Below are 15,428 nucleotides of genomic sequence, written 5' to 3'. Positions count from 1 at the left end.
CCTGGCTCAACGGGTGACAAGTGTTCCCACGCCCTTGTCGGTGAAGAGCTCGGCGATGAGGCTGTGGGGCACCCGTCCGTCGATGACGTGCACCCGCTCCACGCCTCCGCCAATGGCCTTGATGGCCATGTTGGCGCGCGTCTGCATGCTGCCGGTGAAGGCACCCGCGTCCAGGTGCTCCTGGAGCTGCGCGGCCGTCAGCTCGCTGAAGAGCTCCTTGTCCTTGAGGATGCCCGGCGCGTCGTGCAGGTAGACGAGCTTGTGCGCCTTGAGGGCCTTGGCCACCTCGGCGGCCACCACGTCCGAGCCCAGGTCATACGTGAGGCCGTCCTCGCCCAGGCCCACCGGGGAGATGACGGGCACGTAGCCCTGGCCCAGCATCATCTCCAGGAAGTCGGGGTTGACGCGCGTCACCTCGCCCACGTGCTCGCGCGAGCGCCCATCCTCGCTGGACATGCGCCGGGCGCGGATCATCGCCCCGTCCTTGCCGGACAGGCCCACGGCCCGGTCCCCCATGTTGTTGAGGATGGTGACGAGATCGGAGTTGACCGAGCCCGACAGCACCATCTCCACCACCTTGAGGCCCGAGTCATCCGAGATGAGCATGCCCTCCTGGCGCAGGCCCAGCTTGTCCAGCGTGCGGGTGAGCTCCGGCCCACCCCCGTGGACGATGATGGGCTGCAGGCCCGCGGAGCGCAGCAGCTCGATGTCGCGGCAGAAGGCCTGCTTGAGCGACTCCTTCACCATGGCCGCGCCGCCGTAGCGGATGACGCAGCGCTTGCCGCGGAAGCGCGAGATGTACGAGAGCGACTCGACGAGCAGCGTCGTCTTGAAGGCGGGGCTGTAGTTGGCCAGCCGGTCATCCTTGCCCACGCCGCCGTCCGGCTTGGACACGATGAGCGAGGTGTAGTCCGCGTTGATCTTCACGTAGTCGTACGAGAGATCGCACCCCCACGCCACCGCGGACGCCTCGCCGTCGGTGAGGTGCACCTCCACGCGCACCTCGGGCTCGCGCATGCGCGCCTTGAGCACCACGGCGTCATACGGCAGGGGCGTGCCCTCGTAGACGCAGACGCCCTGGATGGTGACGCGCGCGGGGTAGGGGTCCACGGCGTAGCCCTGGGTGCCAGCGCGCGCGCCCACGGTGGCCAGCACCCGGCCCCAGTTGGGATCGGCCCCGAAGACGGCGGCCTTCACCAGGGTGGAGCCCGCCACGGCGCGCGCGAGATCCTGCGCGATCGCCGGGGTGGGCACGCCCGTCACCTCCACCTCCAGGAGCTTGGTGGCGCCCTCGCCGTCCGCGGCGATCTCCCGCGCCATCTCCTGGCACAGCTCCGTCAGGGTGCTGGTGAAGGCGTCCCACTCCGGCCCGGTGCCGGTGAGGGTGGGGTTGCCCGCACGGCCGTTGGCCAGCGCGTACACGGTGTCGTTGGGGCTCATGTCCCCGTCCACCGTCAGGCTGTTGAAGGAGCACGACACGGCCTGGCGCAGGGCGGTGGCGAGCGGCTCCGGGGCGATGGCGCAGTCGGTGACGATGACGGCGATGACCGTGGCGAGCGACGGGTGCATCATCCCCGAGCCCTTGAAGATGGCGGACACCGTCACGTCCCGGTCGAAGAGCCGTACCGAGCGCCACACCTGCTTGGGGCGCGTGTCGGTGGTCATGATGGCCTCGGCGGCGGCATCCGACTCGGGGCGCAGGCCCTCCTTGAGTGGGGCGAGCACCGCGCGCACCTTGGACACGGGCAGAGGATGGCCGATGACGCCCGTGGAGGCGCAGAGCACGGCGGAGGGGGAGATGGAGAGAATCTGGCCGAGCTCCTCGCGCAGGGTGCGCACGGCCTCGAGCCCCGCGGCGCCGGTGAGCGCGTTGGCGTTACCCGAGTTGACGAGCACGGCCTGGACGTCCGCGGCGGGCAGGCGGGGCCCGGCGTCCTGCACGGGCGCGGAGCGGGCCTTGTTGGCGGTGAAGCAGCCCGCGGCGGCACAGGGGGTGTCGCTGTAGACGAGCGCGACGTCCTTGCGCTGGGGTTTGAGGCCGGCGTGTTGACCGGAGAAGAAGAATCCCGGAGGGACCCTCACGGCGTGAAGCCCCGGAGGGTGGACAGGCCGAGCGTCTCCTCCCAGCCCTTCATGAGGTTGAGGTTCTGCACGGCCTGGCCCGCGGCGCCCTTGACCAGGTTGTCGATCGCCGCCGTCACCACCACGCGGCCCGGATCATGTCCCGTGGCGTCCACGGCGAGCCCCACCGTGCAGCGGTTGGTGCCCACCACGGCCTTGAGACCCACCGCGTCCGGCGAGGACTCCACCGAGAGGAAGGGGCAGTCCGCGTAGCTCTTCTCCAGGGCGGCGCGGGCCTCGGCGGCGGTGGCGCCCTTGGCCAGGCGCGCGTAGGCGGTGACGAGGATGCCGCGCTTGAGCGGCAACAGGTGCGCGGTGAAGGTGAGCGGCACCGTGCGCCCGGCCACCCCCGCGAGCGTCTGGGCGATCTCCGGCGTGTGCTGGTGGCGCAGCACGCGGTAGGCGCGGAAGTCCTCGTCCACCTCGCTGAAGCTCATGTCCTCGCTGCCCTTGCGGCCCGCGCCCGTGGTGCCCGAGGCGGCGTCGAAGATGATGGAGCCCTCGTCGAGCAGCCCCGCGCGCAACAGCGGCGCCACGGACAGCGCGCACGCGGTGGCGTAGCAGCCCGGGTTGCTCACCAGCCGCGCCCGGGCGATGCGCTCGCGCGAGACGAGCTCCGGCAGGCCATACACCGCCTCCGCCAGCAGCGCGGGCGAGCCGTGGGTGAAGTTGTAGAAGGACGGGTAGGCGGCCGTGTCCTGGAGGCGGAAGGCGCCCGAGAGATCAATCACCCGCACGCCCGCCTCGAGCAGCCCCGGCACGAGTTCCAGCGAGGACTCGGCGGGCGTGGCCAGCAGCACCACCTCGCACTCGCGCGCCAGCTCGGCGCTCTGGTCCAGCGGCGCATAGCGCAGCTGCCCCACGGGGCCCATGATTCCCAGCCGGCGGCCCACCGACTCGCCCTTCCAGCGGTCGCTGGTCACCAGGCGCAGCTCCACCTGCCCGTGGGCCGCCAGGATGTGGGTCGCCTCGACGCCGGAGTAGCCGGACGCGCCAATGATGCCGATCGCCGCCTTATGCATGAGCGTGCATGGATATTCGCAATGCTGCATACACGCAAGGGGCAAATACGTGGCGAACATGGCGGCCAGCCCCTCTCCGTGCCCCGGAGGGCGGAGCCTCAGGGCAGGGGCAGGGTGATGTAGAAGGCGCCGGCCGCGTCCGACGTCGTCTCGCCGAGCAGCAGGGCGGAGTTCTCCCCCTCCACGGCCACCAGGCGGTAGAAGCGCAGGGCGGCGTTGGGCACGTTGGGCCGCGCCTGGGTCCCCTCGCTGTGGCGGACATAGCCGGTGACGCGGCGGCCCTTGGGCAGCGTGACGGAGACTTCCTGGGGTGGGGGGGGCGTGGCCGCCGTCCAGGGGTGCACCGTGACGATGCGGCTGAAGCGGGGCAGGTTCTCCAGGGAGGCGAAGTCGAAGCGGTAGACGCCGGGATCCAACCAGAGCTCGAAGTGGCCCGCCTCGTCCGTGCGGCGGTCCGCCGCGACGCGGCTGGAGGCGGGCCGGGGCGTGCCCACCACCTCCTTGAGCAGTGTGGCCTCCACCTGGACGCCCGCGGCGGGCAGCGAGCCGACGGGCCCCAGCACGGTGCCCACCACCTTGCGCCGCTCCTGGCAGACCACGTCCCCGAGCTTCGAGACGCTCACGCGCGGCACCACGAGGCTCGTCTCCGTGGAGCCAGCGAAGTTGCCCGCCCGCGGGAGGATGGTCAGGACGAGCTCGCGGCCGCTGCCCAGCGGGGGGCTGGGCAGGGTGAGGAGCTCGAAGGTGCCATCCCCCTGGGACTCCACCTGCGGGCTGCGGTACTGCCCGCCGCCCAGCACCGAGCCCGACACGAAGAGCGTGGCCCCGGCCACTGGCTTGTTCGCCGAGTCCACCACCCGTCCCTGCAGCCGCACCGGCTCCCCATAGTCGGGCAGCAGGATGGGCTCGGTCAGCGCCCGGCCCGGATCGAGGTGGACGAGCATCTGAGGCACCAGGTAGTTCGTGGAGGTGACCTGCAGGGTGAGCGAGCCGTGCTCCAAGTCCGTCCGGAGCAACACCAGGGTGAACAGTCCCGTGTCCGGATCCACGGACACCCGTTGGGTCAGCGGATTCTTCTTCTCATCGAGCACCTGCACACTCAGGGGCACGTCCCTGGGCATGAGCTTGTTGTCGTAGCGCAGCACCTTGCCGGTCATCTGGACGAGCAGGGAGGCATCGGGCAGGGAGAAGTCGAGCGTGGCGCTGCTTCCCGGCTGCACGTCGCCGCTGCTGGACAGGGGCGGAAGCTCGGAGTTGGTGGTGAGCAGCTTCACCGTGTAGCGCCCCGAGGCCACCGACAGGGTGTAGGCGCTGTAGGTGCCCTGCGGGCTGGGCTCCAGCGTGCTGTCTTCCTGCCAGCGCGGCACTCCGGGGATGAGCAGGCTCTCGCCCGTGATGCGCAGGGTGACGGGGGCGGAGTAGGGCGTGCTGGAGGTCGCCCCGACCACCCGGACCCGCGCCTGGAGCGTGGAGGGGCCGTGCAGCAACAGCGTCTGCTGATCGCGCAGCTCGTCCACCCTCAAATCCTGGGCGAACAGGCCCTCCTTGGCGTTGGGGATGACCTCCACCACGAGGTTCCTGCCCGGATCGCCGCACCCGTCGACGAAGCACACCTGGTCGTCCGCGCAGTTGCTGTCATCGCGGCAGCCGATGGGCTCGTTCGGATCGAACGCGCTACAGCCCAGCAGCAGCACCCCCGTGAGCACGACCCCTAACAGTCCCATGCTCGAGCGGTTCATGGGCAATTTCCCTGCTCGGTCCGCACGAACCACACATAGGACGTGGCGTAGCCGGGATTGGTCAGGATGTCGCCGTTGGGCAGCTGGACGATGTCCGCCTGGGGCACCCGTCCCTGGAGGGCCCGGTCGGAGACGACCACCTCGACGACATGGTCGCCCGGGGTGTTGAGCCGGCTGAACTCGGCCGAGTTGAAGATGGGCTTGATGGTGGGGCGCTCGTCCCGTCTCGGATCGTTGCCCTTGGGCAGCAGGGTCACTTCCCGGTCCGCGCCACGCGGTTGGTTGGGATCGTAGTCCACGTACCAGTACGCCGTGAGCGTGTCGCCCACGTTGGGATCCTCCACGATGATGCTGAACTCCAGCTCACAGCGTGTGGACCCGAAGCCTCGGAGGATGCGGTAGGGGGGTTGCACCAGGTTCTCCACGATCCGGGGGGCGTCGTTGCGTGGGAAGGGCAGCCCGTCCAGGTAGTACTCGTCCTGGGGAAGGACGCAGCCACCCAGGACCCAGACGGCGGTCCCCAAACCCCACCCCTTTCGGAGGCAGAGTCCTAGCAATTGGCTGGCCAGCCGACTCGGGGGGGATTTCGTCGTCGCCATGCGCATTTACCCGGGGGTCACGGGAGCGGGGGGGAACGAACCGTGACAGCCCTGTCATGAATTACAACAACTCCTCGTCGCCGTCTGCGGCGGGAGGCAAGGGCTCGCCGCTCTTGTCCGCTTCCAGCTTCTCGAAGTGGCGGAAGATGGTGCGCGGGTCCACGCCCAGGTCCTTGGCCGTCTTGGTCTTGTTGCGGTTGTTCCGCTCGTAGACCTCCTGGATGTACTGCTTCTGCCAGCGCTCGCGCGCCTCGGCCAGGGGCAGCACCGGCTCCAGGTTCTCCGGCTTGAGATCCAGATCATCCGGCCCGAGCAGCGGCTTGTCCGAGAGCACCACGGCCTTCTTGATGCGGTTCTCCAGCTCGCGGATGTTGCCCGGCCAGCCGTACTTCTTCATGGCCACCGTGGCCGAGGGGGAGAAGCCCTTGGCCCGGGCGCCGAACTCCTTGGCGTACTTCTGCAGGAAGTACTTGCCGAGCACGAACAGATCCTCGCCGCGCTCGCGCAAGGGGGGCAGCTTGAGCGTCACCACGTTGAGCCGGTAGTAGAGGTCCTCGCGGAAGGTGCCCTTGCGCACCTCGTCCTCCAGCACCCGGTTGGTGGCCGTCACCACGCGGATGTCCACGGGCTCGCCCCGGTGGTCTCCCACCTTGTAGACGACCTTCTCCTGCAGGGCGCGCAAGAGCTTCACCTGGAGTTGCAGCGGCATCTCGCCGATCTCGTCGAGGAAGAGCGTGCCGCCGATGGCCGCCTGGAAGCGGCCCACCTTGGTGTTCACCGCGCCGGTGAAGGCGCCGCGCACGTGGCCGAACAGCTCGCTCTCCAGGAGGTTCTCGGGGATGGCGCCGCAGTTGATGGTGACGAAGGGCCCCTTGGCGCGGGGCGAGTGGCGGTGCAGCTCGCGCGCGATGAGCTCCTTGCCCGTGCCCGTCTCGCCGGTGATGAGCACGGAGATGTCCGTGGGGGCGATCTTGTCGATGCGCTTGTACACGTCGAGCATGCCCTGGCAGGCGCCGACGATCTCCCCGTAGCGCGTGTCATCCAGGCGCTTGCGCAGCTCGGTGTTGTCCAGCTTGAGATCATTCACCAGGAGCGCGTTGTGGATGAGCAGGAGCGCCTGGGCCGCGAAGATGGTGAGCATGTCCAGGCTCTTGGGCTCGAAGCGGTTGACCAGCCGATCGTTGCCCACGTAGAGCACGCCGAAGAGCTCGTCGTCGCGCACCAGCGGCACGCACATGACGGAGAGCATCTGCAGGTTCACCACGGACTTGCTCACCTTGAACTCGGGATCCTCCAGCGCGTCGCTGAGGATGAGCGGCTGGCGCGTGCGCACCACCTTCTCGATGATGGAGTCGGACACGCGCTCCACCGCGTCCTCCAGGTTCTCGCGCGAGAGGTTGCGTGCCACCTTCACGCGCAGCTCGCCATTCTCCCGGAGGATGAGGAAGCCCTTGTCCGCCCGCGTCACCTCGATGGCCTCGTCCAGGAGGCTCTCCAGCAGCGTGTCCCGGCTGGCACCGCCGCCGAGCACCCGGGCGCTGAAGGCGGTGAGGCGGCGCAAGAGCAGCAGCTCGCGCCCCACCACGCCGGGCACCTCGCGGGTGGTGGAGTCGGGATCCGCCGTCGGCTCGGCCTGGTGGGTGAGGGACAGCGGGGGCGAGGCCGTGGGGGCGGGGCCGGGCGCGGCCTCCTCGCGGGTGAACACCAGCTCGGTGGCGCCCACGCGGATGACGTCGGAGGTGGCGAGCACGGCGCTGTCGCGCTTCTTGCCGTTGACCTGGAAGGTGGCGCCCAGGCTGCCCAGTTGGTAGCGCGCGCCATCGAAGAGCACGTGCAGGGCGCTGTCCGGCACGGACGTGTCCTCCAGCGTCACGTCATTGTCGGCCGAGCGGCCGATGCTGGTGATGCGCTTGTGCAGCAGGACCGTGCGGACCTTGCCCTGGGGGGAGCGGATGGTGAGGCTGGCCATGAGCGGACGCGTTCCTAGAAGGCGAGGGTGAAGCCGGCGCTCGCGCCACCGGACGAGGGAACCAGGTGCAGCCGGGCCCGGGGCGCGGCCGGGTCCGGGGGCGTCTCGATGCGCGTGCTCACCACCTCGTCCTGGTGACGCCACAGCGCCTCGAGCACGCCCAGGGCATACACTCCGTAGAAGCCCAGGGCCGTGTTCCTGTTGATCGTCGACAACAGCTCGGCCTGATCCTTGTTGCTGGTGGGGATGTAGCGCACCTGCACCTCCCGGGGACCGCGGACATCATCCACCGACACCTTCTCCGTCCTGTAGAGCGCCTGGTGGGCGAAGTAGGTGGCGAGGCTGGTGGCGGCGAGCAGGCCCTCGGTCGCCGCGAACAGGGCGCCCATGGCCGGGCGGCCCTGCTGGAACTGGCCCGCGCCAAAGGGGACGAAGTTCACCAGGAAGCTGCGCTTCTCCACCAGGCGCACCGTCACCTGCCGGGACATCTCCTCCATGCGGCGGCGCTGCTCCTCGGCCTCCACGCGCTCGCGCTCCCGGCGCTCGGCCTCCGCCCGCTCGCGCTCCAGCCGTGCCCGGCGCTCCTGGCGCACCCGCTCCAGCTCCTCGCCCATCCCCTCGCGCAAGGTGTCCAGGAAGTTCACCGCCGGGGGCGGCACCGCGAAGGGATCCAGGTGGAAGTCGGGATCCAGGCGCAGGAGCGCGCGGAAGTGGCGCGTGGCCTCGTCGGTGTGGTGCAGATGGAAGGCGCTCAGCCCCGCGAGCTTGTGCAGCTCCAGCAAGTCCTGCTCGGACAGCCGCCCCCGGTCGATGCGGCTCGTCGCGCGCTCGAGCACCTCGGCGTAGTGGCCGTACTCGTAGGTGGCGCGCAGGGCGGGCACCTCCTCGTCCACCCAATCCGCGGCGAGTGTGAGCCCGGGCACCCACAGCCCGAGCACGGCGAGCAGGCGCAGGCAGCGGCTCATTCGGGGACGAGCACTCCTCTCACGATGTCGGACTTGCCCGGCTCGACGTAGGCCACGCGCTTCTCGGTGCGGTAGCCCGAGCGGCTGATCTCGTACTCCACGCGGTGCTGGAAGACCGCGGGGCCGCGGACCGAGGGAATGTCGAAGGGGCGGGCCTGCGTGTCCCGCGCCGTGCGCGTCACTTCGCCCACGCGCACCAGGGCATCCGCCGGCTCCAGGTCGAAGGACAGCCGCGAGGCCTTGAGCTGGGCGCGCAGCCGGAAGACGTTCTCCGCGCCCGGACGCACCTCGATGCTCTCGCGCGCGTCCTCGCAGTAGTCGCAGGAGATGGTGACGGTGTGCGTGCCCGCCAGGAGCGCCGCCGAGTGCTGGGCGAGCGGCTCGGCGCTGCGCGCTCCGTCGTCCACGCGGATGTAGCCGTAGGGCCGCACCAGGATGGAGACGGGCACGGGGGCCTGGGCCACGGGGGCGAGGGCCGCCACGGGGCGCGAGGGAGGCTTCTTGTCGCTCGCGGGCCGCCGCTCGAGCGGGGCCGGGGTTGGCCTGGCGGTGGGCACCGCCTCGGGGGGGACGGAGGGCGTCGCCACGGGCGCCTCGGCCGCCGGGGCCGGGGGCCGAGACGGGACGGGGGGCGTGGGCGGGGGCGCCTCGGAGCGCCGCGGGGCCACGGGCCGGGGCAGGGCGAGGTGGACGCCCACGCCGAGCGCCGAGACCAGCAGCAGCCCTCCGCCGAGCCGCGCGCCCCGCGTGCGCCAGCGCTTGCGGCGGCGCTGCCGCTCCAGACCCTGGAGCAGGGTATGCGCGCGCGCGTTGGTGCCATCGAGCGCGAGCACCTGGTTGAGGTTGGCCAGCGCCCGGGGCGTGCGGCCCTCGGCGAGCAGGCGCTCGCCGCGCTCGAGCAGGGTGGCGATGATGCGCGGGCGCATCAGCTTCTGGTACGAGGGCGGGTCGGCGAAGAAGGACACCAGCTCCTCGCCCACGCGCGCGAAGCCGAGCCCGGCGAGGTAGTCCGCCAGCGCGTCGCGCAGCGCGCCCGCGTGGGCGTAGCGCCGCGAGGGCTGCCGGGCCAGGCACGTGGCGCAGATGTCCGCCAGCTCGTCCGACAGCGTGGGCACGCGCTGCCGGGGATCCTCGTAGGCGCCATCGAGGATGCGCTTGAGCGTGGCGGTGGCGTTGGCGGCGGTGAAGGGCAGCCGTCCGGTGACGAGCCCGTAGAGGATGGTGCCCAGCGAGAAGATGTCCGCGGCGGGCCCGGCCTCGTGGCCCTCGATGATCTCCGGCGCCATGTGCGCGGGCGAGCCCACCAGCGCGCCGGTGAGGGTCATCCGCTCCTCGGAGTCGAGCAGCCGGGCGATGCCGAAGTCCATCAGCTTGATCACCCCGTCCTCGCGCACCATGACGTTCTCGGGCTTGAGGTCGCGGTGGATGACGCCGGCCTCGTGCGCGTGGGCGAGCGCGGCGGCGATCTCATGGACGACCATCGCGGCCAGCTCGGGGGGCTCGAGCGGCCCCTGGCCGTCCACGTACTCCTTGAGGGTGCGGCCGCGCACGTACTCGGTGACGAGGAAGGCCTCGCGCGCTCCCTCGGCCGAGAAGTCGAACACCTCGAGGATGTTGGGGTGGTGCAGCCGCGCCACCGCCCGGGCCTCGCGCGCCAGGCGCTGGCGCGACTCGCTCTTGTGCGCCAGGTGGGGGTGCAGGACCTTGACCGCCACCTCCCGGTCCAACGCCGTGTCGAGCCCCTTGTAGACGACGCTCATGCCCCCCGAGCCCAGCTCCTCGAGGATGCGGTAGCGCCCGATGTGGCTGCCGATGAGCGTCATGGAGGCGGAACGAGGGTGAAGGACGGGCGCCCGTGTCAGGGACAAGGCGGCGGGTATGACAGCGAAGTCGGGGTGCGGAGTCTAGAAGCCGAGCCCGCTGGGGCGCAACGCATCAGTCGCGCTTGAGACGGCGGCGCGCGGCGAGCCTGTCCAGCAGGGCGTGCAGGAGCGGCTCGGCCTGGCGGGGAAGCGAGCGGTCCGTTGGCGAGTGAACGGGGAGGGTGCGCGCCATCCGGTAGAGCTCCTCGAGCCGTTCGCGGATGAGCTCGCTGTCGGGGCGCTCCTGGAGGGCGCGGCGGTAGGCGGCGGCGGCGCCGGCGTAGTCGCCCAGGCTGAAGAGGCGCTCGCCCTCGGCGACGGGCGAGGAGGGCCCCTGGGGAATGGACTGGGGCAGGTTGCTGGCCTGGAGGGCGCGCGCGGCCTGCAATTCCTGGGGATCCACGCTCTCGCGCAGGTGGGCGAGCTTGGTGGCGAGGGCGGGATCGTCGGGGAAGGCCTGGCCGAGTGTCTCGTAGAGGTGCAGGGCCTCGTCCAGTTCTCCGCGGCGCAGGGCGCGTTCGGCTTGGGCGACCATCTCGGCGCGGGCTTCGGGGGTCATCTGCGCCTCAGGTTACCGTGCGGGGCGCGGAAGTCATCTCCAAGTCTCGGGCACTTACACACCCCGTGGCGGCGCCTTCACCTGTGGCGAGCCCCCTGGCGGGGAGGGAACGGGTCGCACGGTCCGTCCCCCGACTCGCGGCTGGGCTCCGGGTCCGCGGCGGTGGCCGCCCGCCGCCCGACCTGGGAGGTGGGTGGCATGGACGACCCAATGAAGTGGGCGGCCTGGACGTGAGCCCCTTCACGGGGAGCGCGACCCGGTGGCCCGTTCCAGGCTGAGACGCGCGAGCCGGAGGATTTCCTCCTCGGAGAGTTGCCGGGTGGGGATGAGGTTGCGATCCGCCTTGAGCTGGCGCGTGGCCCCCTCGGCCTGGAGGTGGAACTGTCCCTGCTCCTGCGTGGCGAGCTTCTGGGTCCCATCCGCGCCCCGGCCGTTGGAGAACAGCGGCTTGAGCTTCTTGAGCGCCGTGTCCTCCTTCACGCGGCCCACCAGCCAGGTGCCCACGTTCTCACGGCACTTGTAGTCCAGGTCCCCCGGGCTCTGGGTCGCCAGCATCACCCCCACGCCCGCCGAGCGCGCGCGCTTGAGCAGGCTCTCCATGGGTTGCTTCGTCGCGGGCTGACTCATCGCGGGCAGGTACAGGTCCGCCTCGTCGAAGAGCAGCACCGCCTGGAGCGTGGAAGAGGGGTGTTGGCTCGCCCAACGCAAGGTCTCCAGCAGGAACTGGGACACCCAGAAGAGCACGCTCGGGGTGCCGCCCAGGAACTTGGTGCTGATGACGCTCAGCCGCGTCCGCCCCGTCCCCCCCGCGCCGCTCCGGCCGAGCAGTGCCTCCAGATCGAGCCGTTCCCCACTCGCGGACAACAGCACGCGCGAGTTGAGGCGCAGCATGGTGAGATCCTGGGTGAGCTTCGTGAAGGACTTGGGATCCAGACCTTCCGCCTCGCGCACGAGCTCTGGATCCGCCGAGTGGACGAACTGCTGGAGCATCTCGAGCGACACGTCCCGGCCACCGAGGGGCCGGCGCACGAGCAACTGGAGCGCCTGGCCGAGCAGGGCGCGCGCGGCTTTGTCCCGTGGACTGCTCTTGTACTCGAGCATGCCGGCGATGGCGTCCGCCGCCTGCTGCACGGCCTGCTCGCGCTCCTCGAGAGGCAGGGTGTCCAGGCCCCGGGGCACCACGGGAATGGCCAGCGGACGTCCATCCGAGCGACCCGGGGTATAGAGCGCCACGTCCAGGTGCTCGCGCAACTGGCGCCGACGCTCCTCGAGGGCCGGGTCCGCCAGGGGCTCGCGCCATGCCTCCTCGCGCGCGTACCCGGCCAGGTCTCCCTTGCGGTCCACGAGGATGACGGGGATGCCACGCGCGAGCAGTTGCTCCGCGAGGTTGAGCGCCACCGTCGTCTTGCCGCTGCCGGTGCTCCCCAGGAAGGCGCTGTGCCGGGTGAGCTCCTCCGGCTCCAAGGTGATGGCGCTCTCGAAGATCCCCTCCTGGCTGCCCAGCCGCAACGGACCCGTGGGCTTCCGGGGCTCCGGCGCACTCGTCTTCGGAGGCGCGTCCGGGGTCTTCGATGCGGAGTCCGTGGCGTCCTGGCGCGGACGTGGCCCGGACGTCGCCTCCGACCCGGAGGGCGGCTGGGTTTGACGGGAGCCGAGATGGGGGTCGACTCCCAGGATGTCTCCCAGCAGCTTCAGGCGGGTGAGGGGCCGTTCCGTCTGGCGCCACGCCGCCAAGGTGCTCGCGTCGTGGGGCTTCTGGAGGAAGGCGCGCAGCGCCAGCAGGTCGCGCAGATCTCCATCTCCGAGCACCACCCGGCGTCCCCCCTTCTTCTGCAGCCGCAGGAACTGCTCGGCCACGACGGTGCCCGTGCTCGCGGGGAACTCGGTGGTCCGCACCAGCACGGGCACCTGCCCCTTGGCGGACTGGAGCGCCTCGGCCATCTGCCGGCCCAGGTGCCCGCCCCGTGAGGACTTGTTGCAGAGCGCGACGAGGAGCCGCTGGCCCTCGGGCCCCGAGGTGAGCTCCAGGGAGGCTCCATCCCGTGTCCGCACGGTGACGCGCGCCGCGCTGTCCAGCTCGTCGTTGGCCGTCTTCAGGCTCCAGGCGAGCAGGATGGAAAGATCCTCGTCCTCCGTGGGGACCTGCGCCTGGAAGGTCGCGCGGAAGTCGATCCACGCCTGCTCCAGCTCCGCGACCGGCGTGGGCTGGGGCGGGTGCCCTCCCGTCTTTCCTCCGCCCTCCTCCACTGGCTTCACGTCTTCCAGGGGGAAGCGCTCGGGCAGGCGGCCCTCCTGGATGGCACGGTCGCGGTAGCGGCGGAGCAGATCCAACACGTCGCGGGGACGCCAGCCGCTCAGCGACTCGAAGCCCGCCGGAGGGAAGGGCCAGGTGGGATCGCCCGGATTGAACGCGGCGCCCCGCCGCTCGTAGAGGACCTTCAGGCGCAGCGCCGCGATGTCCCTCGCCGTCTGGGCCGTCACCAGGTGATCGAGCTGCACGGGCTCGGGATCATGCTCGATGCGATCGAGCATGGGGCGCATGAGCCCCTCGCGCGCACTGACCCAGAAGTCGGACAGGCAGCACACCACGATGATCGCTGTGGGCACGTTGCCCGCGAGGTGCACGAGGAAGTTCATCGCCCGGCGGAAGGGCGGCTCCATTCCCGGCCGCAAGGCGAAGTCGGCGATGTCCTCCACCTGATCCACGCACAGCACGAACGCCTGACCCAGCACCCCCAGCAACTGGCCCACCTGCTCCAGCATCCACTGCGGCCCCTCCTCGTCGGCGTGGGAGACGAGGTGGCCGAGCACCCGGGCATCCGCCGGGGACAGCTCCCGGCAGCGCATCCACTGGAGCACCGCGTGGTGCAGGCGCACGTCCCGGTGCTGGAGGAAGATCAAGGCGCGCAGCAGATCCACGGACACCCCACGGAAGCGGGGCTCTTCCCGATGCAGCTCGTAGGCGACCGTGGACACCATGTCGTGCAGCTCCTCGTCCTCGAGGATGCGCTCGGCGGCGATGAGCGGAGCGAAGACGCTCTTGCAGGCGCTCATCACCGCGTCCGACAGCTTCATCAGTCCCGAGGTCTCGTCCACGCGCTCGTCATAGGGACGGTCGAGCGAGTCCATCACGCAGCGCAGCACATGGCGCCCGTAGTGGGGCGTGTCGACCGTCATCGGCAGGTAGCCGACGTAGCCTTGGGTGCGTCCGTGCACGAGGTTGCGGAACGCGCGGACCAGGTGCGTCTTGCCGCTGCCGGACTCGCCTCGCAACAACAGGAGCTTGCCCGTGTCGGGTGGGGGTGAGGCCACCGCGCGATTCAACAGCCGCTGGAAGGCACGGCGCGCGGTGGCGTTGACGGACTCCACGTCGAAGGGATCCTGCTTCCACAGGTGCTGGCCCTGCTGGATGCCGCTGAACACCTCTTCGCCCTCGGTGAGGAAGGCATCGAGCCGGGGATCGGAGGTCATGGGAGTTCCTGGGCGGGGGAGTCGACGACGACGAAGTGGAAACGGGCGCCCGGGGTGCGCACCTCGGACTCGGCCACCACGCGGGGATCCATGGCCGACACGAGATCCGCCCGGCTCAGCGACAGCCGCCGGGCGCGGTTGGCCTCCAGGAGCGCGGCGTTGAAGGCCTCGCGGTCGCGCCACGCCGGTTGGAGGGCCCGCCACACATGGGCGATGAACACCTTGTCCGGTCCGAAGCGATGGCCCGCCGGAAGTGCCCGGGCCGTCGCGAGCACCTGCTCCGCGAAGCCCGGGGCGGCGCTCGGACGCGGAGCCGGAGCCGGGGCCTCGGGTGGGGGAGGCGGCGGCTCGGTGGTGGACGGGGGTTGTTCTCCGGCGACAAGCCAGGCGCGCGCGTTGGCGAGCCGCACGGCGTCCGCGTCCACACGGGTGGCCCCGACGGCCCGTGCGGCGAGCTGCTCCAGCGCGTGGTCCGGGTCGGTCACGTCCAACTCCAGCAGGGTGCCCAGCAGGTGCGCCTGGACGGCGTGCAGCGTGAAGGGCCGGTGGGTGTCCACGCCGAGCTGGCGCCACAGGAGCCGGTCGCGCACCTGGCGCAGCGTGGGGTGGGGCTTGCCCCCGCCGCCGAGCTGGCGCTGGAGCACGGCCGCGCGGACCCCCTCGGCGTCCGCGAGCCACGCGAGCGTCGCGGGCGAGGAGGGCAGCCCCAGGCCGAGCGCCTGCAAGGAGGTGGCCTTGAACTTCTGCCACGTCAAGCCCCGGGGCCGGGAGTCCGTGCCGAGCAGGCGCAAGCCCCGGGCGAGGCCCCCCTCGGACAGGGTCAACCCCCCTCTGGGGCCCACGGTCACGAGCGACTCCTGGCGCAGGTGCTCGACGAGGGTCCGGCAGCGCTCCTTCCACTGCGCGCGGCCGAAGTGGTGCTCCACGAGGGGCCAGAGGGCCTCTTCCAGCTTCGAGCGGGAGCCGTTGCGCTTGGGGCGGGTGATGAGCCAACAGAGGGCGAGCCCCGTCAACCGGGTATCGAGCGTGTCCATGGGAGCGCCCACACTCCCGCGAGCACCCCATGCCCTCAATCCCTCCGAAGGGGTATGGACAGGCGGACGCGCTTCCCCGTGCGGGTT

General features: G+C 70.9%; 10 protein-coding genes. All 10 read right to left on the bottom strand.

All coding sequences use genetic code 11. From position 1 onward, the window contains the following. Window positions 1-6: 6 nt before the first annotated feature. The gene (gene argJ / locus F0U63_RS26865; protein ID WP_395833825.1) at window positions 7-2,082 is read right to left on the bottom strand and encodes a bifunctional glutamate N-acetyltransferase/amino-acid acetyltransferase ArgJ; all 2,076 of its coding nucleotides are present in this window, start codon (window positions 2,080-2,082) and stop codon (window positions 7-9) included. Further along, window positions 2,079-3,143 (bottom strand): N-acetyl-gamma-glutamyl-phosphate reductase, encoded by a 1,065-nt coding sequence (gene argC, locus F0U63_RS26860; RefSeq protein ID WP_395833823.1) that lies wholly within the window; start codon window positions 3,141-3,143, stop codon window positions 2,079-2,081. Before argC ends, argJ begins: the two co-directional genes overlap by 4 nt. Window positions 3,144-3,241: 98 nt before the next feature. Beyond that, window positions 3,242-4,882: a carboxypeptidase regulatory-like domain-containing protein gene (locus F0U63_RS26855; protein WP_395833821.1), complete on the bottom strand. Its 1,641-nt coding sequence runs from the start codon at window positions 4,880-4,882 to the stop codon at window positions 3,242-3,244. Next, window positions 4,879-5,406 (bottom strand): hypothetical protein, encoded by a 528-nt coding sequence (locus F0U63_RS26850; RefSeq protein ID WP_395833819.1) that lies wholly within the window; start codon window positions 5,404-5,406, stop codon window positions 4,879-4,881. Before F0U63_RS26850 ends, F0U63_RS26855 begins: the two co-directional genes overlap by 4 nt. A 136-nt stretch (window positions 5,407-5,542) precedes the next feature. Next, window positions 5,543-7,450 (bottom strand): sigma 54-interacting transcriptional regulator, encoded by a 1,908-nt coding sequence (locus tag F0U63_RS26845; RefSeq protein WP_395833816.1) that lies wholly within the window; start codon window positions 7,448-7,450, stop codon window positions 5,543-5,545. 14 nt (window positions 7,451-7,464) lie between these two features. Beyond that, entirely contained in the window at window positions 7,465-8,415 is a 951-nt protein-coding gene (locus tag F0U63_RS26840; RefSeq protein WP_395833814.1) for a hypothetical protein, read from the bottom strand. Further along, the gene (locus tag F0U63_RS26835) at window positions 8,412-10,238 is read right to left on the bottom strand and encodes a protein kinase (RefSeq protein ID WP_395833812.1); all 1,827 of its coding nucleotides are present in this window, start codon (window positions 10,236-10,238) and stop codon (window positions 8,412-8,414) included. Before F0U63_RS26835 ends, F0U63_RS26840 begins: the two co-directional genes overlap by 4 nt. 112 nt (window positions 10,239-10,350) lie before the next feature. Beyond that, window positions 10,351-10,836, bottom strand: a complete 486-nt coding sequence (locus tag F0U63_RS26830; RefSeq protein ID WP_395833810.1) for a hypothetical protein — start codon at window positions 10,834-10,836, stop codon at window positions 10,351-10,353. A 240-nt stretch (window positions 10,837-11,076) separates the two neighbouring features. Further along, entirely contained in the window at window positions 11,077-14,307 is a 3,231-nt protein-coding gene (locus F0U63_RS26825; protein WP_395833808.1) for a helicase HerA-like domain-containing protein, read from the bottom strand. Further along, window positions 14,304-15,341 carry a hypothetical protein gene (locus F0U63_RS26820; protein ID WP_395833806.1) on the bottom strand — a complete coding sequence of 346 codons (1,038 nt, stop codon included), beginning with the start codon at window positions 15,339-15,341 and terminating at the stop codon, window positions 14,304-14,306. The genes F0U63_RS26825 and F0U63_RS26820 overlap by 4 nt, the downstream gene beginning before the upstream one ends. Window positions 15,342-15,428 lie beyond the last annotated feature (87 nt).

The organism is Cystobacter fuscus (assembly GCF_044360685.1).
Classification (GTDB): Bacteria; Myxococcota; Myxococcia; order Myxococcales; family Myxococcaceae; genus Cystobacter; species Cystobacter fuscus_C.
This window is presented reverse-complemented; position numbering and strand designations above follow the sequence as displayed.

Coding starts and splice junctions, on each gene's coding strand:
- F0U63_RS26845 (WP_395833816.1), bottom strand. CDS start 7,450: ATGGCCAGCCTCACCATCCGCTCCCCCCAGGGCAAGGTCCGCACGGTC.
- argC (WP_395833823.1), bottom strand. CDS start 3,143: ATGCATAAGGCGGCGATCGGCATCATTGGCGCGTCCGGCTACTCCGGC.
- F0U63_RS26820 (WP_395833806.1), bottom strand. CDS start 15,341: ATGGACACGCTCGATACCCGGTTGACGGGGCTCGCCCTCTGTTGGCTC.
- F0U63_RS26855 (WP_395833821.1), bottom strand. CDS start 4,882: ATGAACCGCTCGAGCATGGGACTGTTAGGGGTCGTGCTCACGGGGGTG.
- F0U63_RS26840 (WP_395833814.1), bottom strand. CDS start 8,415: ATGAGCCGCTGCCTGCGCCTGCTCGCCGTGCTCGGGCTGTGGGTGCCC.
- F0U63_RS26830 (WP_395833810.1), bottom strand. CDS start 10,836: ATGACCCCCGAAGCCCGCGCCGAGATGGTCGCCCAAGCCGAACGCGCC.
- F0U63_RS26835 (WP_395833812.1), bottom strand. CDS start 10,238: ATGACGCTCATCGGCAGCCACATCGGGCGCTACCGCATCCTCGAGGAG.
- F0U63_RS26825 (WP_395833808.1), bottom strand. CDS start 14,307: ATGACCTCCGATCCCCGGCTCGATGCCTTCCTCACCGAGGGCGAAGAG.